Origin of the sequence: Chryseobacterium populi (assembly GCF_000282115.1) — a bacterium.
In the GTDB taxonomy this organism is placed as follows: domain Bacteria; phylum Bacteroidota; class Bacteroidia; order Flavobacteriales; family Weeksellaceae; genus Chryseobacterium; species Chryseobacterium populi.
This window is the reverse complement of record NZ_AKJY01000073.1, coordinates 1-23,624: the sequence shown is the minus strand read 5'-3', so window position 1 is coordinate 23,624 and position 23,624 is coordinate 1. Positions and strand designations below refer to the sequence as shown.

Sequence of the window (23,624 nt, the reverse complement as noted above, 5' to 3'; positions counted from 1 at the left end):
AGTGTTTTCGGGTATTTCCGAACCGGGTAAAGGTAGCTAGATAACTGGGTGAAGGGGATGTGATAAGAAAACGGCTTCCATACTACGGATGGTGTTTTCAAGTTAATCGCAGAGGCGCAATTTGATTTTTGTACTGTTTTTAAGACACAAGAAAATCGGCGATTTTCAATTATTCATCACCTTTTGTCATTCCGCAGGAATCTAAATGTTTAAAATAAATATCGGGGTTGAGGTTCCTACGGAATGACAAAGATTGTGGATCAACAGGGGTTTTATACTTGTTGATTCCTTCTTTGCTTGGCTATAATATGAAGTTTATTTATTAAATCTTTGCATTAAAAAGTTTACTCTTATTTTGTTAACGGTGGCCATTTTAAAGTTTTACAATTAACCATAAAAAATACTGCTTCATTGAAGCAGTATTTTTATAAGATGGTTTGTTTTTTAAACAGGTTATTTTTCTGATCGCCTGTTTCAGAGATTCAATCTGCTCTTTCAACAGGTTGATATACTCCTTGTGATTTTCTAACATATAATCAGGAATATTATAATATTGATTATAGTTGATACCGGAAGCATGATCGCTAAAAGTTAAGTTATCATTGTTCTGTACTATCGTAGCTACTCTTTCTTCTTTTATATCCTCCACAGGAACGTTTAAAGCTTCTGCAGCTTTTCCCACTCATCATCAAATATTTTCACATCTCCGCTTTCTTTCCGGGAATAGCTGGAAACATCTGTTGATAAAATTTTAGACATATATTCCTGTGTGTATCCTCTTTGCTTTCTTAGCTTTTTCATAATGATCTGATATGTGCTTTGCACAAGTATAAAGAAAATTGTTGTTTGGTATTGCGCCTTACCAGTTTTTATCGATCATATAAATGATCTGTGTCATGGCAACAGCACCCAGAAGCAGCTCCCTGCGGTTTACTTTTTCAAAAGTATCTTCATCGGTATGGTGAATATCAAAATACCTCTGAGAATCGGGAACAAGCTCTGCCGTAGGAACTCCCATACTATGAAGCGGAGAAATATCGGCTCCTGAATAGGTCCCTTCAAAATTATAAACGCCGTAAGGAATGAACAGATTTGCCCAACCTTTGATCTGGCTTCTTTTTGCATCATCCATTTCCAGGGAGATTCCCCTTGGGGCAAAGCCTCCGGCATCAGATTCTATGGCAAAAAGATGTTTCTCATTGTTTTCTTTTGTAGATTTCCCGTATTGTATTCCACCTTTCAGTCCGTTTTCCTCATTGGCAAAACATACCACCCTGATGGTATGATTATTCTGGATTCCTAATTTTTTGAATGTTCTCAGTACTTCAATACTTTGCACAATTCCAGTTCCGTCATCATGGGCACCTTCACCCACATCCCAGGAATCCAAATGCCCGCCTACCACGATCACGCTTTTGTCTTTTTTTCCGGTGATTTCTCCGATAACGGAATGAGAGAGTTTTTCACCTTTCATTCCACAGTTGGAGTTGAGTTTGGCTGTGATCTTTCCAGCTTTTATTAAAGCTTCCAGCTCGTCTGCCGTGGTATTTCCGATCGCAACGCCGGGAACTTTAGTGATATTATCTTCATAACGCATCGCTCCGGTGTGCGGCACATCGTCTAAAGCAGAGGATAATGAACGGATGATCGCAAATTTCCCGCCTTTTTTAGCAGCAAGGGAAGCGGCTGTAACCCTGTATTTTGAGGCATCACCATATCCCCTGAAAGTTTCTATAAATGACTGGCTGAATGGGTAATTAAAGAAAACGATCTTATCTTTTACCTGTTCAGCAGGGAGCTTGTCGTATTCTTCCATAGATTTTACCATAACGATCTCCCCCGAAACATCTTTTCCACCGGTTCCTTCAGAATTTCCCAGGGAAAGCATTTTCAGGCTTTTCCATTTTCCGGCGGTGGTTTTAATCTGTAAAGATTCTTTTCCCCTTACCCAAACCGGGATCATTACTTCCTGCAGCCATACCTTATCGGCCCCGGCATCACGGAGTTTCTGCTCTGCCCATTTTACAGCTTTTTCATAAGCATCTGATCCGCTTAAACGGTGACCTATATTTTTAGTTAAGTCCTTTAATTCCGTATAGCTTTTTCCTTTGTTCAGAATTTCCGTAGCAATTTTGCTGAATTGTATTGAATCTTCTTTGGCCTGGCCGAATACCGTCGTCATGCCCAGAAGAAGCAGGGTAGTTCCTAATATCTTTTTCATATTACCAATTTTTGTCTATCATATAAATAAGTGGCCATCAATACAGAGCCCAGAAGCAGCTTTCTGCGGTTTACTTTTTCAAAAGTATCTTCTGCTGTATGATGGAGTAGTGAAAAGGCGATAATCTTTTTCATATTACCAGTTTTTATCAACCATAAAAATCAGTTGAGTCATAGCAACTGCCCCCAGCAAGAGTTCTCTTTTGTTTACTTTATCGAAAGTATCTTCTGTAGAATGATGGTAGTCAAAATACCTTTGGGTATCTACTACAAGCTCTGCCAAAGGAATATCAAGCTTTTTCAATGGTGAGATATCCTGTATGGCATAAGTCTGGTCAAAATCATAAATACCATATGGCAGGAAATATTTTTTCCACTCAAAGATGAGCTTCCTGCGCTGTGGCGGCATGTCTAATGAAAAACCTCTCGGGGAATATCCCCCGGAATCTGTTCCCAGGGCAAAAATGTGTTTTTCTTCTTTCTTTTTAACGTAGGCAGCATAAGATTCTCTTCCCTGGCCGCCATTTTCACTGTTGGCATACAATACAATGCGTATTGTATGATTATTTGTAAATCCTAGAACTTTCAGTGCCCTTAATACCTCGATGCACTGTACAACGCCACAACCGTCATCATGGGCGCCTTCTGCAAAATCCCAGGAATCGAGCTGGGCTCCCAGAACGATCACTTTGGAATCTTTTTTCCCCGGAATCTCCCCGATGATATTATGATTAATGGTTTCTCCTTTGGATTCGGCAGACATGTTTAACCTGGCTTTAACGGTTTGCCGTTTTAACAGCTTTTCCAGCTCATCTGCTGATTTTACCCCAATGGTTACCGCAGGAATCCGGGCTTTGTCATCCGGCTCATAATAAATCATCTTAGCATGCGGAACATCATCCGAAGCGGTTGTCAATGACCGTATAATTAAGCCTTTTGCTCCTTTTTTACCGATGATAGAGGCTGAAAGTAATTTTGATTTTGCTGCAATCAGGTAAGAGTCTACCGTATTCACGATTTTCTGATCGATGGAAGAATTGACGAAGAGGATCTTATCCCTTACCTGGGCAGAAGTCAGAGTATTAAGCTCTGCAATATCTTTTACCAGCAGAATATCTGCAGAAAGATCCTTCCCGCCGGTTCCTTCCGAGTTTCCGAAAGAAAGCATCCTGATATTCTTCCAGTCACCACTCCCTGCTTTTATCTGCAGAGATTCCCTGCCTCTTATCCAAACCGGAACCCGTACTTCCTGTTTCCAGATGTTTTCTGCACCTGCTTCCTTTAATTTTTTTTCAGCCCATTCTGTGGCCTTATCATAACCGGGAGTAGCACTAAAACGTGGGCCGATTCCCTTGGTCAATTCACCAAGATTTTCGTAGGCTGTACCATTGCTTAAGATTTCATCAGAGATCTTTGTAAATTCATCATGATAGTTGAACTTGGCAACGGTTAATTTTTTAGTTGGTTTTTTCTGAGGTTTTTTTTGAGAAAATAAAAATCCACTCAAAAAGAGTGGAAGTATTATAATGAAGATTCTTTTCATTGTTCTTTTACCTTTCTTTTCCGTGTATAAAAGTAGGGAAAAAATAGGAATATTTTAAGGTTTCATATCATACATTAGCAATGCTGTAATCAATTTCGGTTCAATAAATGTACATTTCGGGGGCATACTTAATCTCAGGTCGGAAATTTTAATCATATCATTAAAGCTTACAGGATAAATACCGAATCCTACATAAGCTTCGCCACTATCTACTTTTTCTTTTAAAATATTAATACCTTCAATATTGGAAGTTCCTTTCACATAGGATATTTTCTCTGAGCTGTCCGGATCTTCAATTTTCAGAATCCCTTTAAAGATATACTTATCTAAAAGATGATGGTCAAGATTGTCAAGAGACATCTCCTGGGAACGAAGATCATGCTTTACGTGAAGAGAGTAGAATTTACCATCCATATACATTGAAATATGGAATTTCTGTGAAGGAAAATATGCAGCTTCTCCTTTTTCATGAATCAGAAAATAGTTTTCAAGCAGCTTTAAGAACTCTTCTTTCGGGATACCGTTTAAGTCGGTTAAAATTCTGTTATAATCATGAATTTTAATTGACTGGTTGGAAACAATAAAGCTATAAACGAAATTGTACGCTTCTGTCCCGTTATGTCTTTTGTTTTTATCTTTCTGGTGCTTGGCGTTCAGGGCAGTAGAACCGATCCTGTGGTGACCGTCTGCAATGTAGAAAGAGTCGATCTGATCGATTACTTCCTTAAACTGCTGTAATTTCAGGCGGTTGTCTATTCTCCAGATTTTATGTCTGATCCCTTTTGAATCTACATGATTGAAAATCGGAACGTTTTTCTCCTCATGGTTCATCAGCAGCTCTATTTTGGAATTGGCAGGGTAGGTAAGCAGTACAGGTTCTGCCTGCAGGTTTACCTTCTCAAGATAATGAGCCAGCTTTTCTTTTTTCTGGGGAATGGTACTTTCATGTCTTTTGATTTTTCCGTTCCAGAAATCTTCAATACTTGCCAGGCCAAGCAGCCCTCTGAAAACCTGTTTACTCGGATAGATCTGTTCATAAAGATAATAGGCAGAGTTGTCCTGAACGAGTTTCTTTTCGTCCATGAGTTCTTCAAAAGTAGATCGGATCTTTCGTAAGTTCCGGTCGATATCTTTAGATTTACTTACAACATAAGGTTTGATCATATTGATGTAAGTATTTTCAACTTGAGCTTTTTCCGCAATCTCTTCCTGAGTAAAATTGTCAAGAGGATGGGTAGGAAAAATACTTTCAAAGTCTTTGTGAGGTCTGATTCCGCGAAATGGTTTAAAAACAGGCATATTATAGTATAGTTTCTTTTTTTAGCTTTATGATTTGTTCTGCAAGTTCAACTCCGATTTTTTCCTGTGCATCTACGGTATTTCCACCTAAATGTGGAGTAAGTGATAACGCAGGGTTCATTAATAAAGGCAATTCAGGGGTAGGTTCGTTTTCAAAAACATCCAACGCAGCTCCCGCTACTTTACCGGACTCAATAAAATCGAGTAGGGTTACCTCATTGATTACACCGCCTCTTGCAGTATTTACAATATAAACACCGTCTTTCATTTTTTCAAACTGTTCGGTGTCTATAATATATTCATTCGTTTTCGGGGTATTGATGCTGATGAAATCCGTATCTCTGAGGAATGCATCTGTATCATTGGTAGAAGTAATTTCAAAGTTGACATACTGGCCGTCGAAAAAGCTTAAAGTAAGCATTTCTGTCTTAGGCTTTCTGGTTAAAACTTTAACTTTCATTCCTAAAGCAATCCCCATCTTCGCTACTTCCTGGCCAATACTTCCGAAACCGATCACTCCCAATGTTTTTCCTGAAAGCTCATAGGCTTTGCTGAAAGATTTTTTCAAGGCATTGAAGTGGGTTTCACCTTCCAGTGGCATCAGTCTGTTAGACTCATGAAGAAATCTTGCCAGGGAGAAAAAGTGGGCAAAAACCAGCTCTGCCACCGATTTTGAAGATGCAGTAGGAGTATTGATTACTTTAATGCCTTTACTTTTAGCATATTCAACATCGATATTGTCCATGCCAATACCACCTCGTCCTATGACCTGTAGTCCCGGGCAAGCATCAATAACATCCTGTTTTACCTTGGTTGCGCTTCTTACCAAAAGAACATTCACATTATTTTCATTGATGAAATTAATGACGTGTTCCTGGGCAACACGGTGATCCAGAATATCAATCCCGGCTTGTTTTAAAGCGAGTTCTCCAGCCTTGGAAATTCCGTCGTTAGCTAAAACTTTCATACTTCTATTTTTTCAGTCGCCTAATTTAGTTTATTTTATTGACTTCATTACATCCACCAAAACCTGCACGCTTTCAATCGGTAAAGCATTATACAAGCTCGCTCTGTAACCGCCTAAACTTCTGTGTCCGTTAAGCCCGCTGATTCCGGCTGCTTTCCATGCGTTGTCAAATTCTTCTTTTTTGCTTTCATCCAGCAATCTGAAAGAGACATTCATTAAAGAACGGTCTTCCTTTACACAGAATGTTTCAAAAAGCGGGTTGCTGTCGATCTCATCATATAAAAGCTGGGCTTTTGCTTCGTTTCTTTTTTCTGCAGCTGCAATTCCACCATTCTTTTCAAGATACTGAAGTGTTAATAAAGAAGCATATACAGGGAAAACCGGTGGGGTATTGTACATTGATTCTTTTGAAATATGCTGGGAATAATCTAAGATTGATAACATATTTTCTCTTCCTGTTTTTCCAAGGATCTCTTTTTTTACAACCACAAGAGTAACGCCTGCAGGGCCCATATTCTTCTGAGCACCGGCATAGATTAAATCAAATTTTGAAAAATCAAGCTGTCTTGAGAAAATATCAGAGCTCATGTCGCAAACCATCAGAGTATCCACTTCCGGGAATGATTTCATCTGAGTTCCGTAAATGGTATTATTGGAAGTACAATGGAAATAGTCGTATTCTGATCCTGCCGTATAATCTTTCGGAATGTAAGAATAGTTATCTTCTTTTGAAGAGCCTACCACATCTACATTTCCTAATTTTTTAGCTTCTTTAATAGCTCCGGCAGCCCATGTTCCCGTATCAAGATAAGCTGCTTTTCCCCCTACTTTCAACAGGTTGTAAGGAACCATTGCAAACTGTAAGCTGGCACCTCCGCCCAAATATAACACTTCATAATCGTCACCAAGATTCATCAGTCTTTTTACAATGGCGCGTGCTTCATCCATTACGGCAACAAAGTCTTTACTTCTGTGAGAAATTTCAAGAAGAGATAAGCCGATACCGTTAAAATCAAGAATAGCTTCCGCTGATTTTTCAAATACTTCCTGAGGTAAGATACATGGCCCCGCGCTAAAGTTGTGCTTTTTGCTCATATTGTTATTTTTTTTGTTTTTGCAAGATTTTCTATGCTTGCAGTTTCATTATTAATATTTTACTAGATTATTTGAATTTTATAGTTAAAAAAACCGTCTCAAATTGGATGAGACGGCATTTTTTATTCACCGTGTAAAAACGCTTTTTTATTAAGGAGGGCTTCTTCAGATTCTATATGATCTTCATCCGGAACACAGCAGTCTACAGGGCAAACTGCGGCGCACTGTGGTTCTTCATGGAAACCCTTACATTCTGTACATTTATCAGTCACAATGAAATAAACATCATCACTTACAGGCTCCTGAGGTGCATCTGCGTCCACTGTGAGGCCCGATGTTAATGTCACAGTACCGCTAAGCCCGGTACCTTCGGAAGCTTTCCAGTCTACTGCTCCTTCATAAATTGCATTATTGGGGCATTCCGGCTCACAGGCACCACAATTAATGCATTCATCAGTTATTTTAATAGCCATCGCTAATTTTTTTTAAATTTGCACAAAATTACAAAATATTCCCCAATTTAGAAGTAATTATGGATACCGAAAATAAAGTTTTAGGTCTTGTTAGGCTAAGTGATTATATAAGAGAGTTTTTGACAAAGAATATTGAAGATTATAATGAAAATGATTCTGATTTTGAATTATTGTTGAAAAAATCTGAAATAGAAAATCCATGGTTTACTGTTGATAATCAGAAATTTGCCTTACAACAGTGGACGGATCTGCTGACAGAAGAGAATATAAACAACTGGCTTAAAGAGTATTCGATCTCTAAAATTTCAAAAAAAGTAGGGCTAATTCTTGCGGGAAATATCCCTTTAGTAGGTTTTCACGATGTGGTTTCCGTTGTTTTAAGCAATCATATCCCGGTGATTAAGCTGTCTTCTAAAGACAGATATATGATTCCGTTCTTATTAAAAAAATGGAAAGAGTTTTCCGATGGACAGGTTGAGTATGAATTTGTGGAAAAACTTGAAGACTTTGATGCAGTGATTGCAACGGGCAGCAACAATACGGCAAGATACCTGGAATATTATTTTAAGAACCATTCAAGCATTATCCGTAAGAACAGAACTTCAGCAGCTGTTTTAAAAGGTGATGAAACCAATGAGGAATTACAGCTTTTAGCCAACGACATTTTCCGGTACTTTGGATTAGGCTGCAGAAATGTAACCCGGATTTTTATTCCGGAAGATTTTGTCATTGACAGGTTGTTTGAAAACTTTTTAAATTTTCAGGATATTATCAATCATAATAAATATGCCAATAATTATGATTACAACAGGGCGGTTTACCTTCTGAATAAAACTCAATTCTGGGATAATAATTTTGTAATGCTGAAAGAGGATGAGCAATTGTTCAGCCCGCTTTCTGTGATTAATTTCAGCAGATATTCTTCTTTGGAAGATGTAAGGAAATTCATTGCTGAAAATGAAGAAAGCATTCAGTGTGTAGTGGCTAAGGATGAACTGGGGTTTGATTCGGTTTCCTTTGGAGAAGCTCAGAATCCGGGGCTGAATACATATGCAGATAATGTAGACACGATGAAATTTTTAGAGGTCATCTGATTTTTTTGTATCTTGATTCCCATATTTTTCACCAAATTAAAAAATACAGGTTATGAAAAAAGTATTTTTAGTACTTACCATGCTGGTTGCACAGTTTTACTTCTCACAGGAAGTAGTGGATGTAAAAGTTGAAAACCCGCAGGAAAAACAGTTGCCTCCGGAATTGAACAAAGAGAAAATTAATTCTTATAATAAGACGTTTTTTAAGTTTATGAGTGCTTTAAGATTTTCTGACCGTAAAATCATAGACTTATTGCTTTCAGATAAAGTAAAAACTTTAGTAACGGATGATATTCTTAAAAAAGTATCTGAGGGCATTGACACCAATAAGAAACTGGCAGTTTTAAAAACGGGTTATCAATCTTTAATGGATGGGAAAAGCTATCCGATGATTCAATACAAATATGAAGGTGATTCTCCGGTAGAGGAAGCAGTTACCGTATTGTTTGAAGAAGATGGTAAGATCCTTGGGATCAAGCCGGCCGATAAAGAGAAATAAATAGATAAAAAATACTGACTATGATCACAGATGTTTTGGTTGCTCATTCTTCAGAAGTTGAAAGAGCCAATTTTTACAAAAAAACGTATTTGCACGTTGCCTTGTCAATCCTTGCATTTATAGGGGTTGAAACGGTTCTGCTAAAAACAGTGCCGGTAGAGCTGATTAATTTAATGTTTGCCCAGAAATATACGTGGTTGCTTATCATCGGTGTATTCTGGCTGGCTTCGATTCTGGCTAATAAATGGTCGTTATCTCAGAGCAGATCAACACAATATTTAGGGCTCGGATTTTATATTTTGCTGGAAGCAGTGATTTTTCTGCCATTGATTTATATGGCAGTAGCTACCGCCGGTGGAGTTGTTATTTTCCAGGCGGCCATGTTAACGATTGCCATGTTTGCAGGATTATCTGCTGTTGCTTTCACTTCTAAAAGAGACTTTTCTTTCCTCAGAAATATTATAATTATCGGAGGTTTCCTTGCTTTAGGATTAATTGTTGCCGGAGCTATTTTTGGGTTCAATCTTGGGCTTTGGTTTTCGGTAGGAATGGTAATCCTGGCTTCTGCAAGTATTTTATATGAAACCAGTAAGCTTAAAGATACTTATACAACAGGGCAGTATGTGGGAGCTTCCCTACAGCTTTTTGCTTCTATTATGCTTTTATTCTGGTACATCCTTAGAATTCTGATGAGCAGAAGAAGCTAATCTTGTATTATAAACAGATACTTAAAGGTAATATAATCCCGGTGAAAGCTCACCGGGATTTTTATTTGACTTTATTTTTTGTAATTTAGACTTGGCATCTTAATCTAAAAACTTAATTATGAATGCAAAATTTGAGGGCGGTATTAACATTGCCATTAAAATCCCTAAAAATAAATATGAGCAAACGGTATCTTTTTATAAGGATATTCTAAAGCTGGAGGTTGAAGAGAAACCTATTGATAACCCAACAGTATCAAAAACTCATGAAGTGAAATTTGGAAACAATACCGTCTGGTTGGATTGTGTTGACAATTATACCCATTCAGAAACATGGCTTGAGCTTAATGTCCCGGATGTACCTGCTGCAATATCTCATCTTAAAGATCATCATGTAGAAACATGCGATGAATTTGAAAAAATCCCAGATAATATGCATTGGATCACGGACCCTGCAGGAACTGTTTTTATTGTTAAACAGCGGGATTGACTTTATAAACTGAAAAAAATCCTGATGTACTTTTCATCGGGATTTTTATTTTTTAAAAGAAACTCTTAAATTTTTGAATCATTAAATCTTTCAGTTTTTTAATGATTTGATTTATTTATCAATAGATCCTAAAACTTTCTGGGCAAAAGAATTTAAAGCATCCTTTTCACTCAATCCGTTCTGAACATTGGCATGAACTTCCAAAGCTCCACAGATATTGGTGATCAATTCTCCGGCAACATTCAGATCTTCTTCACTTGTTCCTCTGAATTCACAGAAGCTTTCTAAAACCTCTAATGTTTTTTCCAGGTTTTCAGGAGTCTGATTCTGATAAAACTGTCTGATTACAGGTAACTTCATTAGTTTAATTCATTAAACAGGTTAATTAAACTCTCAGCCTGGTTAGACTGAACCTGATTCACCAATTCTCCGTTTTTGAAAATAGCAAACGTAGGTAAATTGTCAACTTTAGCTAGTTTTCTGCTTTCCGGTAACTTTTCAGCATCTACATATAAAAATGGGATCTCCTCATTTTCTGATGCCAGCTTTTTGAATTTCGGCTTCATAATTCTGCAGTTTCCGCACCATGTGGCTCCGTACTGTACTACTACCTTTTCATTGTCGCTTACAATATTCTGAAGCGTATCTTCTGTTAATTCTGTATACATAAGTTAAATTTTAAAAATTAAAATTTAGCAATGTAGCAAAATATGAATGTCCAATATAACAATCTAATAGTTTACCAATATAATTGGCCATTTGCTAGATATCATTGTTACATTACTAGATTGCTACATTGCTAGACTAAATTAGTTCTTAGCCAAATACTCAGCCGTTGAGTTTCTGTCAGCCTTCATTGCATCTTTTCCTTCTTCCCAGTTTGCAGGGCAAACTTCCCCGTGCTTCTGAACGTGAGTATAAGCGTCGATTAATCTTAAATATTCTTTTACGTTTCTTCCCAAAGGCATATCATTTACAGACTCGTGGAAAATTTTTCCTGTTTCATCAATTAAATAGGTTGCTCTGTAAGTGACGTTGGAACCTGTGAAAGTTTCCTCTCCATCTTCATTGTATTCGAAATCCTGATCTACAATTCCTAAAATGTTTGCCAGTTGTCTGTGGGTATCGGCTAAAAGCGGGTAAGTTACCCCTTCAATACCACCGTTATCTTTTGATACATTCAACCATGCAAAGTGTACTTCATTTGTATCGCAAGAAGCACCGATTACTTTAGTGTTTCTTTTTTCGAATTCACCTAAAGCCTCCTGAAAAGCGTGAAGCTCAGTCGGGCAAACGAAAGTGAAATCTTTTGGGTACCAGAATAAAAGAACTTTTTGTTGGTTAGCTGTAGCTTCTTCAAGAATGTTGATTCTAAGATCATCACCCATTTCAGACATTGCATCTACTGTTACATTTGGGAATTTTTTTCCTACTAAAGACATAATTTTCTGTTTTATATTTAAATTTTCTGTTGCAAAGATATAAATATTTTATCTATCAAGCAGGTTTGAATTGATAAATAAAATCTATAATTGTTTTTGAAAAGGATAAAGAAAAAAGCTCTGATTTCAGAGCTTTTTGTTTATATCTTAATTCTTATTTTTTAGTTTATCTTTTAAATCTTCAATTATTTTTTTATTAGCGTGATTTTGCTCAACTAATTTTTTAAATTCTTCTAAAAAGTTTTCCGGAAAATTATTATTAATTGTAAAATCTTCACAGCTAACTTGTCCATTATTCTCATGAATGTTATTGACTACTTTTGTTTCTAAGAAATATTCAAAATCCTTATCAAAAAATTGACAAACTTTATCCATTAATAAAAAATCTACTTTCTTAGAATTTCCACTTTCTATATTATGTAAAGTTCCTTGTGAAATGCCCAATTCAAAAGCCAATTCGCTTTGAGATAAATTTTTGTCTTCTCTTAAATTTTTGATTTTAGTTCCAATATCCATGTTTAGATTTAATTAGTTTTCTGATTGAAATAATTAATTTTCTGATTGGTAAAGGTATAAAGAATTTTTCATATTCGTGACAAGCAATTGATCCGGAAAATTGTAGTGTAACAAACTAATTCTAATTTTTTAAAACATTAAATTATGAAAAATTTAAAAAAACTTTCGAGAAATGATTTGAAGTCTTTAACTGGAGGAAAACTTTATCCTGTGGATGGTTGTGCAAATATGTGTACACCACGCATGGGAGCAGGTCCTGCCGATATATGTGCACAATATGGGCTTACTTGTGGATGGTGGATGGATTCAAATGGGAATTCATGTAATAGATGCATGTAAGCTGAGATCGTAAATATAAGACGTAAATTTTACGTCTTATATTTTAATATGAATATTATCTTTGCATTATGAAAAAAAATAAATTTTTAAATGTCTCGTTGTTCTTTTTTGGTATAATATTTTGCAGTCATTTTGTTGCTCAGAATCAATCATTTAAATATGAATTGGCATATAAGCCAAATCCTTTAAAAGATAGTGTTATTTTAGAAAAAATGGTTCTAGATATTGAAGATAAAAATTTATCTATTTTCAGAACAGAATTTGAAAAAAAATCCGATTCCCTTATTGCAAAAACAGGTTTTGGTCTGGGACGAAAACCTAGATTTGAAGATCAATTTTACATAGTAAAAAAATTGCCTAATAATGAAATTCAAAAAAGTATCCAGACAATTTATTCTGAAATATTTTCTATAAAGATAAATGAAAAGCTTGATTGGGAAATATTGCCTGAAAAAAGTAAGATTGCAAATTTTAGTGTTCAAAAAGCAAGAGTAAATTACGGTGGTAGAAATTGGACAGCTTGGTTTGCAACTGAAATTCCTATTCAGGATGGGCCTTATATTTTTAATGGATTGCCGGGTTTGATTATTAAAATCTCTGATGATCAGAATAATTATATTTTTAATTTAACTGAAATAAAAAATGGAGATAAGAATGTCTATTATAGAAATAAAGGTTCGGAATTAACTTGGGAACAATTTAAAAAACTGTCTGAAAATTACTATTCAGATCCTTTATCCCGAATAAAAGCTACAGGAGCCCCTATTAAGGTCGATGATGGTAAAGGTAATGGTGTTACTCCGGATATGAAAGTTTATACGAATAAGATGAAAAAAAGAATAAAAGAAAATAATAATCCTATAGAACTTAATCACAAAATTGATTATAAATAAATCTATGATTGTTTTTGAAAGGAATAAAGAAAAAAGCTCTGATTTCAGAGCTTTTTGTGTATTTCTAATAACCGAATATTTCGGTTAAATTAAGCTTTTTCACTTCACCGAGTTTCTGCATATCGGCTTCATTTACCTTATCCTGGGAAGCTACAAGGCAATATGTATAGTTTTTGCCTTTCATCTCCTTATCATGGAAGCTGTTGATGTCAGCAAAAGATAGTTTCGGAGACTGCTCATAAATGTTCTTTCTTATATCAGACGTATTTCCAAGCTTTTGCACTCTCAGATAAGTGAAAATAATCCCGTCCTGGGTAATTCTTTCGGCAGCAATAGATTTTTTCAATCCGCTTTTTGCTGTTTCAAATAACTGATCGGATTTTGGAAGGGTATTTAAAAGCTCATTCATGGCTATGGTAGACTCATTGAATTTATCAGCCTGGGTTCCTACATAAGCAGTAACTATATCTTTATCTTCTTTTTTGTTTGGAAGTGAGAAATAAGAATAAGTAGAATAAGCCAAAGCTTTAGATTCCCTGATGGTCTGGAATACTACAGACCCCATTCCACCACCGAAATAATTGTTGAATAAACTTACGGTTGGAGTAATGCCGGAATTGTAAGCATCACCATTTCTTACCCAGAAAATTTCTGCCTGAACCATATCATAATGTGCAAACAGAACTTTGTTTTTATCCGTTGGAATCTGTGCGAAAGTTTTAGATTTAGGCATATCTTTCAATGAATTTGAAACCTTATGAATAGGCGTTAAAGCAGTAACGGTTTCATTTCCTGATTTCGGACCGTAGTAAAGAACTTTGTGCTTAAAGTTAAATAAATCATGAAGGGCATTCACAAGGTCTTCTGCTTTCAAGGCATCCAGTTCAGCATCGCTTAAGGTATTATTGAAAGGATTCTGAGCGCCGTACTGTGCATAACTTCTAAGACCTGCCATGATCGTGGACTTATTTTGTTTTGCATTGGCTCTTGATTTTTTCAGCCTTGCTTTGTAAGCATCCAGTGCTTTCTGGTCCGGCTGGCAGTTTTTGATCAGATCTTCAAATAAGGCTGCAGTTTTATCAAAATTTTCATTTAAACCTTCCAGAGTAACATAAGTTTCTTCGTTTCCTGCGCTTACGTTGAAGCTTGAAGCCAGTTTATAGAATTCTTTACTGATGTCTTCTGAAGATTTGTTTTTTGTTCCTAAATATTGAAGGTATTCCGCTGCTAAAGGAAGAACTTTATTGTTCCATTTTCCGGAATCGAAGTGATAATATAGTCTGAAAAGATCATTGTCCGTATTTTTTACAGAAAGTACATCTACACTTCCTAATTTGTTTTTAGCGATATCTTTATCAAAATTCAACCAAACCGGAGAGATCGGAGCTTCCGGCATTTCATTTACCTTTTTCAGGAATGGAGACTGGTCGTCCCTGTTTACGGAAACCGGAGTGATAGCCGGCTTATCAACTTTTACAATATTTTTATCTTCTCCTTTTCTCTTGTAAACCGCTACATAATTATTATCCTGAAGATATCTTGCTGCAAAATCCATAATGTCTTTTTTCGTAAGCTTTGAAATCTCTTCGATATATTCCAGCTGAGCTTTGTGGTCTACTTCAGAAGTGAATTCATCCATCAGAGATTCTGCTCTGGATGTATATTTTTCATATTTCTGGATTACGTTTTTCTTTTCGTTATTAACGATAGACTGAATTAAATCATCAGAGAATTCTCCTTTCTTCAACTTATCAATTTCCTGAAGCAATAAAGCTTTTACATCATCCAAAGACTGGCCTTCCGTAGGATTTCCCTGTAGTAAAAGAACTGAATAATCCTTCAGGACATATGGGAAAGCATACGCCGCCAGCAATTTTTGCTTTTTAACAAGATCCAGGTCAATTAATCCGGCTTGTCCGTTCGTTAGCATACTTCCTACAAAATTCAGCATTCTTGCATCTTTCGTCGTAGCTCCCGGAAATCTGAATCCGATGGTGATATTTTCAGGAGTTGGCCCATAAACCTCTTTGACGATAGGGGAGGTGATCGGACTTTCCGTTCCTACTTTATATTCAGGAACGGGTTTTGACTTCATATAAGAGAATGCTTTGTCAATTTTTACAATCATTTCATCGGGATTAAAATCTCCGGACATGATCACTCCCATGTTGTTAGGAACATAATAATTGTTGAAATATTCTCTGATTGCTTTTAATGAAGGGTTTTTCAAATGCTCAACCGTTCCGATAGTGGTTTGCTTTCCGTAGTTATTATTAGGGAAAATTGCGGCAAACATGGTTTCATACACTTTTCTCGGATCGTTATCAAGGCCTCTGTTTTTCTCTTCATAAACAGCTTCCAGTTCCGTATGGAAAAGCCTTAGGACAGGCTGTCTGAATCTTTCTCCCTGAACTGCAAGAAATTTATCGGTAACGTTTGCAGGAATATCTTCCGTATAAACGGTCTGCTCGAAAGAAGTAAAGGCATTAGTGCCATCAGCGCCCATTCCGGACATCATTTTGTCGTACTCGTTGGCAATGGCAAATTTTGAAGCTTCACCGGAAACCTTATTGATTTCTCTTTTTGGCTTTGTCTTTTTGATAAAACAAAAAACGCCTATTAGAGACGCTTTTCCATTTAGTTAGAGGATAAAATTTATGAAATAGTGAAAGTTCCACTTCCACAAATTTGTTTACCTGCGGCTACAAGTTCATCAAAAGAATCAACATTATGAGCCTGACCATTTATTCCGTTTGAACAACTAATGTAATAAGTTTCTGCTCCTTTAATAGTTTGTAACTCTTTTCTTGTCAATTGTTTCGCTTGTAATTTTTTTAAATTTTTCATTTTGTATTTTTTTTAATATTCTAAAACTAGTGATATATTTTTAGATATACAACAATTATTAAAATTTTTCCAATAATTCTTTAATCCTTCTCATGGCCTCTCTTAATTCGTCTTCTGAAGCTGCATAAGAGAATCTGATGCATTCCGGGCTTCCGAAAGAAACGCCACCTACACATCCTACATGTGCATTTTCTAAAAGGAACATGGCAAAATCATCAGCATCATTGATGAGTGTTCCGTCTAAAGTTTTACCTATATAATGAGATATATCAGGGAAGAAGTAAAATGCAGCCTTAGGCAACACCACCTTAAACCCAGGAATTTCTTTTATTAATTCATAGACAAGATTTCTTCTTTTCTCAAAAGCATCAATCATGTATTTATATTCCGAAGGATCGGTTTTTAAAGCAGTGATAGAAGCTCTCTGGGCCATTGTATTGGCACCGCTGGTCATTTGTCCCTGTACTTTTTCACAGGCTTTTGCCAGCCATTCAGGACATGCAGAGTATCCGATTCTCCAGCCTGTCATGGCGAAAGCTTTAGACATTCCGTTGATAACTGCTGTCTGCTCGTAAACTTCCGGAAACTGTGCTATTGATTTTGTCTTGGTTTCATAATTGATAAACTCATAGATTTCATCCGAAATTACAGTGATGTAAGGATATTTTGCAATCACTTTAGCTAAAGACTGAAGCTCGTCATATGTATAATATCCACCGGAAGGATTACATGGTGAGCTGAAAAGAATTGCTTTCGTTTTGTCTGTAATGGCTTCTTCCAATTGTTCTGCCGTGATTTTAAAATCAGTAACGTAAGAGGTAGGAAGCATTACGGAGGTTCCGCCCATCATTTTTACCATTTCATCATAGCTTACCCAATAAGGAGCAGGAAGAAGAACTTCGTCACCGTCATTAATAATTGCTGCCAGCACATTTAAAATAGCCTGTTTGGCTCCGTTTGAAACACAGATCTGTGTCGGTTTATATTCTAAGCTGTTATCTCTTTTTAATTTATAAGCAATTGCTTCACGAAGTTCTAAAAAACCGGGAACAGGAGAGTAGTGACTGAAGTTTTGGTTGATGGCATCAAAAGCCGCTTGTTTTATATTATCAGGAACATCGAAATCGGGTTCGCCAAGGGTTAAACTGATAACGTCTATTCCGCTGGCTTTCATTTCTCTGGCCTTATTAGACATTACAAAAGTTTGTGAGTAACCTAGTCTTTTTACTCTGTCTGAAAGTTTGTCCATATAGTATTTTTGTATGATAACAAATATATAATAAAAACCTGATTGGAATAAAACGTGAATTAAAAAAAATGCTTTCAGAATGAGAGATTTCGTATATTTAAAACCATCTGTTTAAAAGATCCCGCACATGAAATATTTTCTTTTTTTACTGATTGTTCCTTTTATTACTTTTTCGCAAATGAAGTCTAAAGACGATGAAATAAAAAAATATGTCTCTGAAGTAAATTCAGATTCCCTGAAATTTTATATCAGCAAGCTTGTCGCATTCGATACCAGACATACTTTGAGCCCTGTTGATGATCCTAATAAAGGAATAGGGGCAGCAAGGAACTGGGTGCTTGAAAAATTTAAAGCATATGCCAGAAACTCCAATGGAAGAATGGTAGGGTATTTGCTGGAGCAGGAGATTCAGCCGGATGAAAAAAGGGTAGACCGGGTAACCAGTCTTGGAAACCCTGTTGCTTTTCTGAAAGGAACAGATCCGGATGATAAAAGAATTTTCCTGATCGGCGGGCATCTTGATTCCCGTGTAACCGATGTGATGGATAGAAAATCATTTGCTCCTGGAGCGAATGATGACGGAAGCGGAGTAAGTGCAGTCATAGAAGCGGCAAGAATTCTAAGCAGGTCTAAGTTTCCTGCATCTGTTATTTTCGTTGCCTTTTCCGGAGAAGAACAATCGTTGCTTGGCTCTAAATTACTGGCAGAAAAGGCTAAAAAAGAAAACTGGCAGATAGAAGCTGTTTTGAATAATGATATGATAGGCAATACTAAGGCAGGAGAGACTAATGAGATCAATAATCATACATTACGGGTATTCAGCGAAGGCTTACCTTATCCGGAGCTGGATAAAAAGGCTTTTGGAATAAGAAATTCAGGATTGGAAAATGACGGCGAATCGAGGCAATTAGCCAGATATATAAAAGAAATTGCAGAAGAATATGTGAAAAAGCTTGATGTGAAGCTGATCTACCGGAATGACAGGTTCCTGCGTGGCGGAGACCATTCCAGCTTTGTCAATTACGGATTTCCTTCGGTAAGGCTTACTGAATATTATGAAAATTATGACCATCAGCATCAGAACGTAAGAACGGAAAATAATAAACAATATGGTGATCTTCCGGAATTTATAGATTATCAATACCTGAAAAAAAATGTGGCTGCCAATATTGCCGTGCTCGCCAGCCTTGCCAAATCTGCCCCGAAACCCGAGCATGTAGAAATGGAAGTGAAAGAGCTCACAAATTCCACTGCTTTGCATTGGAAAAAACCTAAGTCGGGAACACCGGCAGGATATTATGTATTGATGAGAGAAACAGACAGCCCGTTATGGCAAAAAAGAATATTTACAACAGAGCTTTCTATAAAAATACCGTACTCAAAAGATAATTATATTTTTGCGGTACAGACCGTTAATCAGGCTGGAATTTTAAGCTTACCCGTTATTCCGGGGATGGCAAAGTAGCCGGAGAAATTTATTTAAGGGTGAATAATCAAACTTAAATTTGAATAAAGTGTGAAATAACTTATTTTTGCTTTTTATAATAATTCACATGCCTATATCGTTACTATTAAAATACTTTCCGGATCTTACAGAAAATCAGATAGAACAGTTTACAAAACTGGAAGATCTCTATAATGACTGGAATGAAAAAATCAATGTAATTTCCAGGAAAGATATGGAATCTCTGTATGAAAAGCATATTCTGCATTCATTGGGAATTGCGAAAGTCATGGAGTTTGCACCGGGAACGAGAGTTCTGGATATCGGAACAGGTGGTGGCTTTCCCGGGATTCCTTTAGCGATTTTATTTCCCGATTCAGAATTCACCCTGATTGATTCTATCGGTAAAAAGATCAGCGTAGTAAATGCTGTAGCAGAAGGCATCGGACTGAAAAACCTGACGGCCATTCACGGAAGAGCTGAAAAAATAAAGGATAAATTCCATTTTGTGGTGAGCAGAGCGGTTACCCGGATGCCGGAATTTCTGAGATGGCTGAAAGGAAAATTTGAAAAAGAACAGTTTAATCCCAAACATAACGGAGTCCTATATTTAAAAGGCGGTGACTTAGCTGAAGAGCTGGCCGGAATTAAATGTGAGATTTTCAATCTTAAAAACTATTTTGATGAAGAATTTTTTGATACTAAACGAGTAGTTTATGTATCGAAAGGTAATTTTAATTCTTAATTTAACATAATTGAAGAACAATTTTTGCTAATTTTATATTGATAATCAAAATATATATTGTGTTATGAAAAAACTTTTAAATATAGGGTTTTCCGCACTTATTGTAGGATTGATATTTACTTCCTGTAATGACGACGATGATTATGAAACGATTGAATCTATAGATAAAGTGAAAATTGACAGCGTGAAAATTGTGAATGACACCATGAATATTTTTGATGTTCAGAGCATTAAAACCTATTCTGATTACGCTTCCCAATGCGAGGGTTTTTATGGATATGATTACATTTATAATGATAATTTAACCCGAACGGTCACTGCTTATAAATTCCGTACAGACGGAAACTGTTCACAGGCTATTCATACAGGTGAAAACCAGATCAATTTTAACCCGCAGTATACCGGCACCTATACTTTTAAATTCTGGAATGGTGGCACAAACTGGATCACCAAAACAATTGTAGTAGAACAATGAAATGGATCTTTTTAGCATGTGGTTTATTAACATCAGCGACATTATTTTCCCAAAAGATTGTATGGCGGGAAAACAGAAAACTTACATGGAATGATTTTAAAAGCCCTGCCAATACCAAAAATAACAGTGATATTGTAGCGTATACCCATTGTGGACTGCAGTATACCGTCATTAAATCATCTGATCCCAAATCTTATGTGAAAATTGAGATTGAAACTATTTTCAATGAAGATAAGTCATGGAAAGATGTGAAAAGAATCAATGATTATATTCTGGGACATGAGCAGAAGCATTTTGATATCACTGAAGTATATGCCCGGAAACTCCGTAAGGAAGTCATGGAGAAAATAAAGACTTCCGGTGATTATGACAGAAGCTTCAAATCAATTTACAACAGGATTTTAAATGATTACAAGGCTTTCCAGATGGCGTATGACAAAGATACGAAGCATGGAATGGATAAAGAGAAGCAGGCGCAATATGATGTAACGGTTGCAGAAGAACTGGAAAACCTAAAAAGCTATCAGAAGTCTTGAAGTTTCTTAATAAAATTATTCACGAATTATTAGCTCAAAATACTGATCTGTCTGTATTTAATATCGTAATTCCGGGAAAGCGTCCTATTGTTTTTATCAGGCAGATCCTGGAAGAGAATAATTATTCGGGGTTTTTTCCCAATTTTTTTACCATTGAGGAATTAATAGACCGGATCGCCGATAAGCAGCCGATTCAGGGCATTTCATTATGGCTTTTTGCATTTGATGTGTATAAAAGCTTAAATCTTATTCCTAACGATGATTTTGCAGAATTTTTAAAATGGTTTCCGACCCTGCAGAAAGACTGGGATGATATTTTAAAGTTCTCTGAAAGTGATCAGGCGGTTTTACAATACATGTTTGATGAGGAAAGAATAAAAGACTGGGCACAGAATTTAGGGGAAGACGATGATGTTCCGCGAAAAAAATTCCTGAATTTCTGGAGAAACATGAATGTTTTCCTTCCTGTTTTAAAAGAAAAATTACAGGAAAGAAACTGGGCCACTTCCGGAATGATCCATGAAACAGCCAAAGCTAAAATTGGTCAATTTGCAAAGGAAATATCTGAACAGTTTGTTTTCTGTGGATTTAATGCTTTTACACCTGTAGAGGAAAAATTAGTGAGAAGTCTTTTACAGTGGGATAAAGCGCAGTGTTTTTTCCAGGCAGACCATTACTATTTTGATGATGAAAGACAGGAAGCCGGCAAATTCCTCAGAAACCACAAAACATGGAAAGAGTTTAATGATAGCAGGGCTTTTCAATGGATAGAAGACGACTTTAACCAGCCTAAAAATATAAAGGTATATGAAGTATCCGGAAATGTAACCCAGACTAAAATACTGCCGGAAATCTTCAAAGAAATTGATAATAAAACCTATTCAAATACAGCACTCGTTTTACTGGATGAGAATCTGCTTCCTGCAAGCCTGGATGTAATGTATGAGATTGAAAACCTTAATATTACCATGGGTTTTCCTCTTAAAAACCTGTCCTTTTCGAATGCGGTAAAACAACTTTTCTATCTGCAGAAACAATTAGAAAAAAATAAATCGTCTTATTATTACAGGGATATTTTTCCAATCCTTGAAGAACTTCCGAAATCGGCTGAAGATGAGGTCGTGATCAGCCAGTTTAAATCCAAAATTGAAGAACGGAATATCGTGTATATTTCAAGAAAACTTCTACAGGAGCTTTTAAGTGGTCTTTCTTATTTCAGTTTGCTTCAGAAAGCTGACTCTACAAGTGGTTATCTGGATATGCTTATCGCATTCTGCCAGCAGATCAAATGGCTGGAAATAGATGACATTCAGTATGAAAACGTTTCCCATTTTGAAAATGCGTTCAGGATTATAAAAAACCAGATCATACCTTATAATTTTGAGATCAAAATGGAGACGCTGGAAATTCTGATCAATCAGCATATCAATTCTGAAAGCATTGATTTTCAGGGTGAGCCTTTACGCGGATTGCAGATCATGGGGCTTTTGGAAACCAGGCTTTTAAACTTTGAGAATGTCATTATGCTTTCTGTAAACGAAGGAAAACTTCCACTCGGAAATTCGCAGAATACCTATATCCCTTTTGATATCAGACGGTATTTTGACCTGCATACCTTTTTGGAGAACGACAGTATTTATGCCTATCACTTTTACAGATTAATCCAGGATTCCCATAATGTTCACTTATTATTCAATGCTTTAAGCTCCGGAGTTAATACAGGAGAAAAGAGCCGGTTTATTACGCAGATAGAAATGGAGAGCTCTCATCCTATCGAGCACTTGATTATTGAGAATTCTTCTGAACCGATTTCGAGTCAGCCCATAGAGATTTCTAAAACAGAGATTGTTCTCGAAAGACTTCAGAAGTGGAAAGAAAAAGTATCGGCTTCACACCTTACAAGCTATCTTTATAACCCTATAGATTTTTATCTTTCGAAGATTCTCAATACCTCGGAAACGGATGAAATTGAAGAAGAATTATCGGTGAAAAACTACGGAAACCTTGTTCATTATTCACTTCAAGAAGTATATGAAGTATTAAAAGGTAAAATATTAAAAGAAAATGATTTAAAAGAATCAATTAAAGCAATAGATCAATATATAAATATGGCCATAGATAAGCTGAAACACCAGCCTGAATTCTATGAAAAAGGAATGAATTTTATTCACCGTGCCATTGCAAAGAAAGTAATCGAAAGCATTTTGAATCATGATCTTGAACTGATTAAAAGTGGAAATAAATTAGAGATTCTTGATATTGAAAAAAGGTTTGAAGGAGTAGATTTTTATCTTGATGAAGCCCAAGCCGACCGGATTTCTTTCTTTGGGTTTATAGACCGGATTGACCGGCTGAACGGAACTTTAAGGATCATTGATTATAAAACAGCAAAAATTAAAAATCTTACAGTAAAAATCGATGAGGACAATGTAGAGGAGTATTTCCACAACAATGACAGAAAGCAGGCTTTGCAGCTATGTATTTATCAGTATGTTGTTCAGAATCTTCCTGAATTCTGGGGGCTTCCCATTGAAACCGGAATCTGGAGTTTTGCTGAAGCGAGAAAAGGAGTTGTTTCCCTGCAGTTTGAGAAAGGAAATATTGATGATGCCATGAAATCGGTCCGAAGCCTGATCCTGGAAATCCTGAATCCGGATATCAGATTTATTGAAAATATAAAATCATATTAAAATAAAAATGAGGCTGTCTCAAAAGTGAGACAGTCTTTTTTTTATGCTCAAAAAGAAAGGAAAG

At 36.3% G+C, this 23,624-nt stretch carries 27 protein-coding genes; 11 read left to right on the top strand and 16 right to left on the bottom strand.

All coding sequences use genetic code 11. From position 1 onward, the window contains the following. Positions 1 to 373: 373 nt before the first annotated feature. The 9 genes from PMI13_RS16090 to PMI13_RS16060 all read right to left on the bottom strand — a co-directional run bounded on the left by PMI13_RS16090 (position 374) and on the right by PMI13_RS16060 (position 7,597). The gene (locus tag PMI13_RS16090) at positions 374 to 682 is read right to left on the bottom strand and encodes a hypothetical protein (RefSeq protein WP_007845639.1); all 309 of its coding nucleotides are present in this window, start codon (positions 680 to 682) and stop codon (positions 374 to 376) included. Next, complete coding sequence (locus PMI13_RS21615; protein ID WP_238536323.1) at positions 658 to 801, bottom strand: helix-turn-helix domain-containing protein; 144 nt, start codon at positions 799 to 801, stop codon at positions 658 to 660. The genes PMI13_RS16090 and PMI13_RS21615 overlap by 25 nt, the downstream gene beginning before the upstream one ends. Positions 802 to 859: 58 nt before the next feature. Then, complete coding sequence (locus PMI13_RS16085; protein WP_007845637.1) at positions 860 to 2,221, bottom strand: M28 family peptidase; 1,362 nt, start codon at positions 2,219 to 2,221, stop codon at positions 860 to 862. Continuing rightward, a complete protein-coding gene (locus tag PMI13_RS21250) occupies positions 2,218 to 2,355 on the bottom strand; it encodes a hypothetical protein (protein ID WP_007845635.1) in 138 nt (45 codons plus the stop codon). Before PMI13_RS21250 ends, PMI13_RS16085 begins: the two co-directional genes overlap by 4 nt. A gap of 1 nt (position 2,356) precedes the next feature. Then, positions 2,357 to 3,763, bottom strand: a complete 1,407-nt coding sequence (locus tag PMI13_RS16080; RefSeq protein ID WP_007845632.1) for a M28 family peptidase — start codon at positions 3,761 to 3,763, stop codon at positions 2,357 to 2,359. 54 nt (positions 3,764 to 3,817) lie between these two features. Next, entirely contained in the window at positions 3,818 to 5,062 is a 1,245-nt protein-coding gene (locus PMI13_RS16075) for a DUF1015 domain-containing protein (protein WP_007845631.1), read from the bottom strand. Between the two features lies 1 nt (position 5,063). Beyond that, on the bottom strand, positions 5,064 to 6,029 hold the full coding sequence (locus tag PMI13_RS16070) for a D-2-hydroxyacid dehydrogenase (protein ID WP_007845629.1): 966 nt from the start codon (positions 6,027 to 6,029) through the stop codon (positions 5,064 to 5,066). Between the two features lie 30 nt (positions 6,030 to 6,059). Then, a complete protein-coding gene (serC, locus tag PMI13_RS16065) occupies positions 6,060 to 7,124 on the bottom strand; it encodes a 3-phosphoserine/phosphohydroxythreonine transaminase (protein ID WP_007845627.1) in 1,065 nt (354 codons plus the stop codon). A 122-nt stretch (positions 7,125 to 7,246) separates the two neighbouring features. After that, entirely contained in the window at positions 7,247 to 7,597 is a 351-nt protein-coding gene (locus PMI13_RS16060) for a 4Fe-4S binding protein (RefSeq protein ID WP_007845625.1), read from the bottom strand. Positions 7,598 to 7,656: 59 nt separating this feature from the next. Between PMI13_RS16060 and PMI13_RS16055 the strand changes: the two genes are divergently transcribed. From PMI13_RS16055 to PMI13_RS16040, 4 genes are all read left to right on the top strand, one after another. Next, a complete protein-coding gene (locus PMI13_RS16055) occupies positions 7,657 to 8,691 on the top strand; it encodes an acyl-CoA reductase (protein ID WP_007845624.1) in 1,035 nt (344 codons plus the stop codon). 52 nt (positions 8,692 to 8,743) lie between these two features. After that, entirely contained in the window at positions 8,744 to 9,190 is a 447-nt protein-coding gene (locus PMI13_RS16050; RefSeq protein WP_007845622.1) for a hypothetical protein, read from the top strand. 20 nt (positions 9,191 to 9,210) lie between these two features. Further along, positions 9,211 to 9,897, top strand: a complete 687-nt coding sequence (locus PMI13_RS16045) for a Bax inhibitor-1/YccA family protein (RefSeq protein ID WP_007845621.1) — start codon at positions 9,211 to 9,213, stop codon at positions 9,895 to 9,897. 118 nt (positions 9,898 to 10,015) lie between these two features. Beyond that, a complete protein-coding gene (locus PMI13_RS16040) occupies positions 10,016 to 10,384 on the top strand; it encodes a VOC family protein (RefSeq protein WP_007845620.1) in 369 nt (122 codons plus the stop codon). A 111-nt stretch (positions 10,385 to 10,495) separates the two neighbouring features. Here the strand turns inward: PMI13_RS16040 and PMI13_RS16035 are convergent, their stop codons facing one another. The 4 genes from PMI13_RS16035 to PMI13_RS20745 all read right to left on the bottom strand — a co-directional run bounded on the left by PMI13_RS16035 (position 10,496) and on the right by PMI13_RS20745 (position 12,342). After that, complete coding sequence (locus PMI13_RS16035) at positions 10,496 to 10,744, bottom strand: DUF6952 family protein (protein WP_007845619.1); 249 nt, start codon at positions 10,742 to 10,744, stop codon at positions 10,496 to 10,498. After that, positions 10,744 to 11,052: a thioredoxin family protein gene (locus PMI13_RS16030; RefSeq protein ID WP_007845618.1), complete on the bottom strand. Its 309-nt coding sequence runs from the start codon at positions 11,050 to 11,052 to the stop codon at positions 10,744 to 10,746. Before PMI13_RS16030 ends, PMI13_RS16035 begins: the two co-directional genes overlap by 1 nt. A 141-nt stretch (positions 11,053 to 11,193) precedes the next feature. Further along, complete coding sequence (locus tag PMI13_RS16025) at positions 11,194 to 11,826, bottom strand: peroxiredoxin (RefSeq protein ID WP_007845617.1); 633 nt, start codon at positions 11,824 to 11,826, stop codon at positions 11,194 to 11,196. Between the two features lie 147 nt (positions 11,827 to 11,973). Further along, the gene (locus tag PMI13_RS20745; RefSeq protein ID WP_007845616.1) at positions 11,974 to 12,342 is read right to left on the bottom strand and encodes a helix-turn-helix domain-containing protein; all 369 of its coding nucleotides are present in this window, start codon (positions 12,340 to 12,342) and stop codon (positions 11,974 to 11,976) included. 144 nt (positions 12,343 to 12,486) lie between these two features. Here PMI13_RS20745 and PMI13_RS16015 point away from each other — a divergent pair, with 144 nt between their 5' ends. Together PMI13_RS16015 and PMI13_RS16010 are read left to right on the top strand one after the other, a co-directional pair. Then, positions 12,487 to 12,681, top strand: a complete 195-nt coding sequence (locus tag PMI13_RS16015) for a bacteriocin-like protein (RefSeq protein WP_007845615.1) — start codon at positions 12,487 to 12,489, stop codon at positions 12,679 to 12,681. 68 nt (positions 12,682 to 12,749) lie between these two features. After that, entirely contained in the window at positions 12,750 to 13,574 is an 825-nt protein-coding gene (locus PMI13_RS16010) for a GLPGLI family protein (RefSeq protein WP_007845614.1), read from the top strand. A gap of 64 nt (positions 13,575 to 13,638) precedes the next feature. On the opposite strand, the gene PMI13_RS16005 is transcribed toward PMI13_RS16010, so the two are convergent. The 3 genes from PMI13_RS16005 to PMI13_RS15995 all read right to left on the bottom strand — a co-directional run bounded on the left by PMI13_RS16005 (position 13,639) and on the right by PMI13_RS15995 (position 17,670). Continuing rightward, on the bottom strand, positions 13,639 to 16,092 hold the full coding sequence (locus PMI13_RS16005) for a M16 family metallopeptidase (RefSeq protein WP_238536322.1): 2,454 nt from the start codon (positions 16,090 to 16,092) through the stop codon (positions 13,639 to 13,641). Between the two features lie 137 nt (positions 16,093 to 16,229). After that, a complete protein-coding gene (locus PMI13_RS16000; RefSeq protein ID WP_007845605.1) occupies positions 16,230 to 16,421 on the bottom strand; it encodes a hypothetical protein in 192 nt (63 codons plus the stop codon). 58 nt (positions 16,422 to 16,479) lie between these two features. After that, the gene (locus PMI13_RS15995) at positions 16,480 to 17,670 is read right to left on the bottom strand and encodes a pyridoxal phosphate-dependent aminotransferase (protein ID WP_007845604.1); all 1,191 of its coding nucleotides are present in this window, start codon (positions 17,668 to 17,670) and stop codon (positions 16,480 to 16,482) included. A 127-nt stretch (positions 17,671 to 17,797) separates the two neighbouring features. On the opposite strand from PMI13_RS15995, the gene PMI13_RS15990 reads away from it, so the two are divergent. The 5 genes from PMI13_RS15990 to PMI13_RS15970 all read left to right on the top strand — a co-directional run bounded on the left by PMI13_RS15990 (position 17,798) and on the right by PMI13_RS15970 (position 23,560). Then, positions 17,798 to 19,135, top strand: coding sequence for a M20/M25/M40 family metallo-hydrolase (locus PMI13_RS15990; RefSeq protein WP_007845603.1), 1,338 nt, complete (start codon positions 17,798 to 17,800; stop codon positions 19,133 to 19,135). Positions 19,136 to 19,223: 88 nt separating this feature from the next. Then, positions 19,224 to 19,859 carry a 16S rRNA (guanine(527)-N(7))-methyltransferase RsmG gene (rsmG, locus tag PMI13_RS15985; RefSeq protein WP_007845602.1) on the top strand — a complete coding sequence of 212 codons (636 nt, stop codon included), beginning with the start codon at positions 19,224 to 19,226 and terminating at the stop codon, positions 19,857 to 19,859. A 64-nt stretch (positions 19,860 to 19,923) separates the two neighbouring features. Continuing rightward, entirely contained in the window at positions 19,924 to 20,334 is a 411-nt protein-coding gene (locus tag PMI13_RS15980; protein ID WP_007845601.1) for a hypothetical protein, read from the top strand. Next, the gene (locus PMI13_RS15975; RefSeq protein ID WP_007845600.1) at positions 20,331 to 20,870 is read left to right on the top strand and encodes a DUF922 domain-containing protein; all 540 of its coding nucleotides are present in this window, start codon (positions 20,331 to 20,333) and stop codon (positions 20,868 to 20,870) included. Before PMI13_RS15980 ends, PMI13_RS15975 begins: the two co-directional genes overlap by 4 nt. Next, positions 20,867 to 23,560: a PD-(D/E)XK nuclease family protein gene (locus PMI13_RS15970; RefSeq protein WP_007845597.1), complete on the top strand. Its 2,694-nt coding sequence runs from the start codon at positions 20,867 to 20,869 to the stop codon at positions 23,558 to 23,560. The genes PMI13_RS15975 and PMI13_RS15970 overlap by 4 nt, the downstream gene beginning before the upstream one ends. Positions 23,561 to 23,624 lie beyond the last annotated feature (64 nt).

Bases quoted from the DNA above. Each gene is read 5' to 3' on its own strand.
- PMI13_RS16015 (WP_007845615.1), top strand. From the start codon at position 12,487: ATGAAAAATTTAAAAAAACTTTCGAGAAATGATTTGAAGTCTTTAACT.
- PMI13_RS16035 (WP_007845619.1), bottom strand. From the start codon at position 10,744: ATGAAGTTACCTGTAATCAGACAGTTTTATCAGAATCAGACTCCTGAA.
- PMI13_RS16050 (WP_007845622.1), top strand. From the start codon at position 8,744: ATGAAAAAAGTATTTTTAGTACTTACCATGCTGGTTGCACAGTTTTAC.
- rsmG (WP_007845602.1), top strand. From the start codon at position 19,224: ATGCCTATATCGTTACTATTAAAATACTTTCCGGATCTTACAGAAAAT.
- PMI13_RS20745 (WP_007845616.1), bottom strand. From the start codon at position 12,342: ATGGATATTGGAACTAAAATCAAAAATTTAAGAGAAGACAAAAATTTA.
- PMI13_RS21615 (WP_238536323.1), bottom strand. From the start codon at position 801: ATGAAAAAGCTAAGAAAGCAAAGAGGATACACACAGGAATATATGTCT.
- PMI13_RS16085 (WP_007845637.1), bottom strand. From the start codon at position 2,221: ATGAAAAAGATATTAGGAACTACCCTGCTTCTTCTGGGCATGACGACG.
- PMI13_RS16070 (WP_007845629.1), bottom strand. From the start codon at position 6,029: ATGAAAGTTTTAGCTAACGACGGAATTTCCAAGGCTGGAGAACTCGCT.
- PMI13_RS15980 (WP_007845601.1), top strand. From the start codon at position 19,924: ATGAAAAAACTTTTAAATATAGGGTTTTCCGCACTTATTGTAGGATTG.
- PMI13_RS15990 (WP_007845603.1), top strand. From the start codon at position 17,798: ATGAAATATTTTCTTTTTTTACTGATTGTTCCTTTTATTACTTTTTCG.
- PMI13_RS16040 (WP_007845620.1), top strand. From the start codon at position 10,016: ATGAATGCAAAATTTGAGGGCGGTATTAACATTGCCATTAAAATCCCT.
- PMI13_RS21250 (WP_007845635.1), bottom strand. From the start codon at position 2,355: ATGAAAAAGATTATCGCCTTTTCACTACTCCATCATACAGCAGAAGAT.
- PMI13_RS16080 (WP_007845632.1), bottom strand. From the start codon at position 3,763: ATGAAAAGAATCTTCATTATAATACTTCCACTCTTTTTGAGTGGATTT.
- PMI13_RS15975 (WP_007845600.1), top strand. From the start codon at position 20,331: ATGAAATGGATCTTTTTAGCATGTGGTTTATTAACATCAGCGACATTA.
- PMI13_RS16055 (WP_007845624.1), top strand. From the start codon at position 7,657: ATGGATACCGAAAATAAAGTTTTAGGTCTTGTTAGGCTAAGTGATTAT.
- PMI13_RS16075 (WP_007845631.1), bottom strand. From the start codon at position 5,062: ATGCCTGTTTTTAAACCATTTCGCGGAATCAGACCTCACAAAGACTTT.
- PMI13_RS16060 (WP_007845625.1), bottom strand. From the start codon at position 7,597: ATGGCTATTAAAATAACTGATGAATGCATTAATTGTGGTGCCTGTGAG.
- PMI13_RS16010 (WP_007845614.1), top strand. From the start codon at position 12,750: ATGAAAAAAAATAAATTTTTAAATGTCTCGTTGTTCTTTTTTGGTATA.
- serC (WP_007845627.1), bottom strand. From the start codon at position 7,124: ATGAGCAAAAAGCACAACTTTAGCGCGGGGCCATGTATCTTACCTCAG.
- PMI13_RS16045 (WP_007845621.1), top strand. From the start codon at position 9,211: ATGATCACAGATGTTTTGGTTGCTCATTCTTCAGAAGTTGAAAGAGCC.
- PMI13_RS16000 (WP_007845605.1), bottom strand. From the start codon at position 16,421: ATGAAAAATTTAAAAAAATTACAAGCGAAACAATTGACAAGAAAAGAG.
- PMI13_RS16025 (WP_007845617.1), bottom strand. From the start codon at position 11,826: ATGTCTTTAGTAGGAAAAAAATTCCCAAATGTAACAGTAGATGCAATG.
- PMI13_RS16005 (WP_238536322.1), bottom strand. From the start codon at position 16,092: ATGATGTCCGGAATGGGCGCTGATGGCACTAATGCCTTTACTTCTTTC.
- PMI13_RS16030 (WP_007845618.1), bottom strand. From the start codon at position 11,052: ATGTATACAGAATTAACAGAAGATACGCTTCAGAATATTGTAAGCGAC.
- PMI13_RS15995 (WP_007845604.1), bottom strand. From the start codon at position 17,670: ATGGACAAACTTTCAGACAGAGTAAAAAGACTAGGTTACTCACAAACT.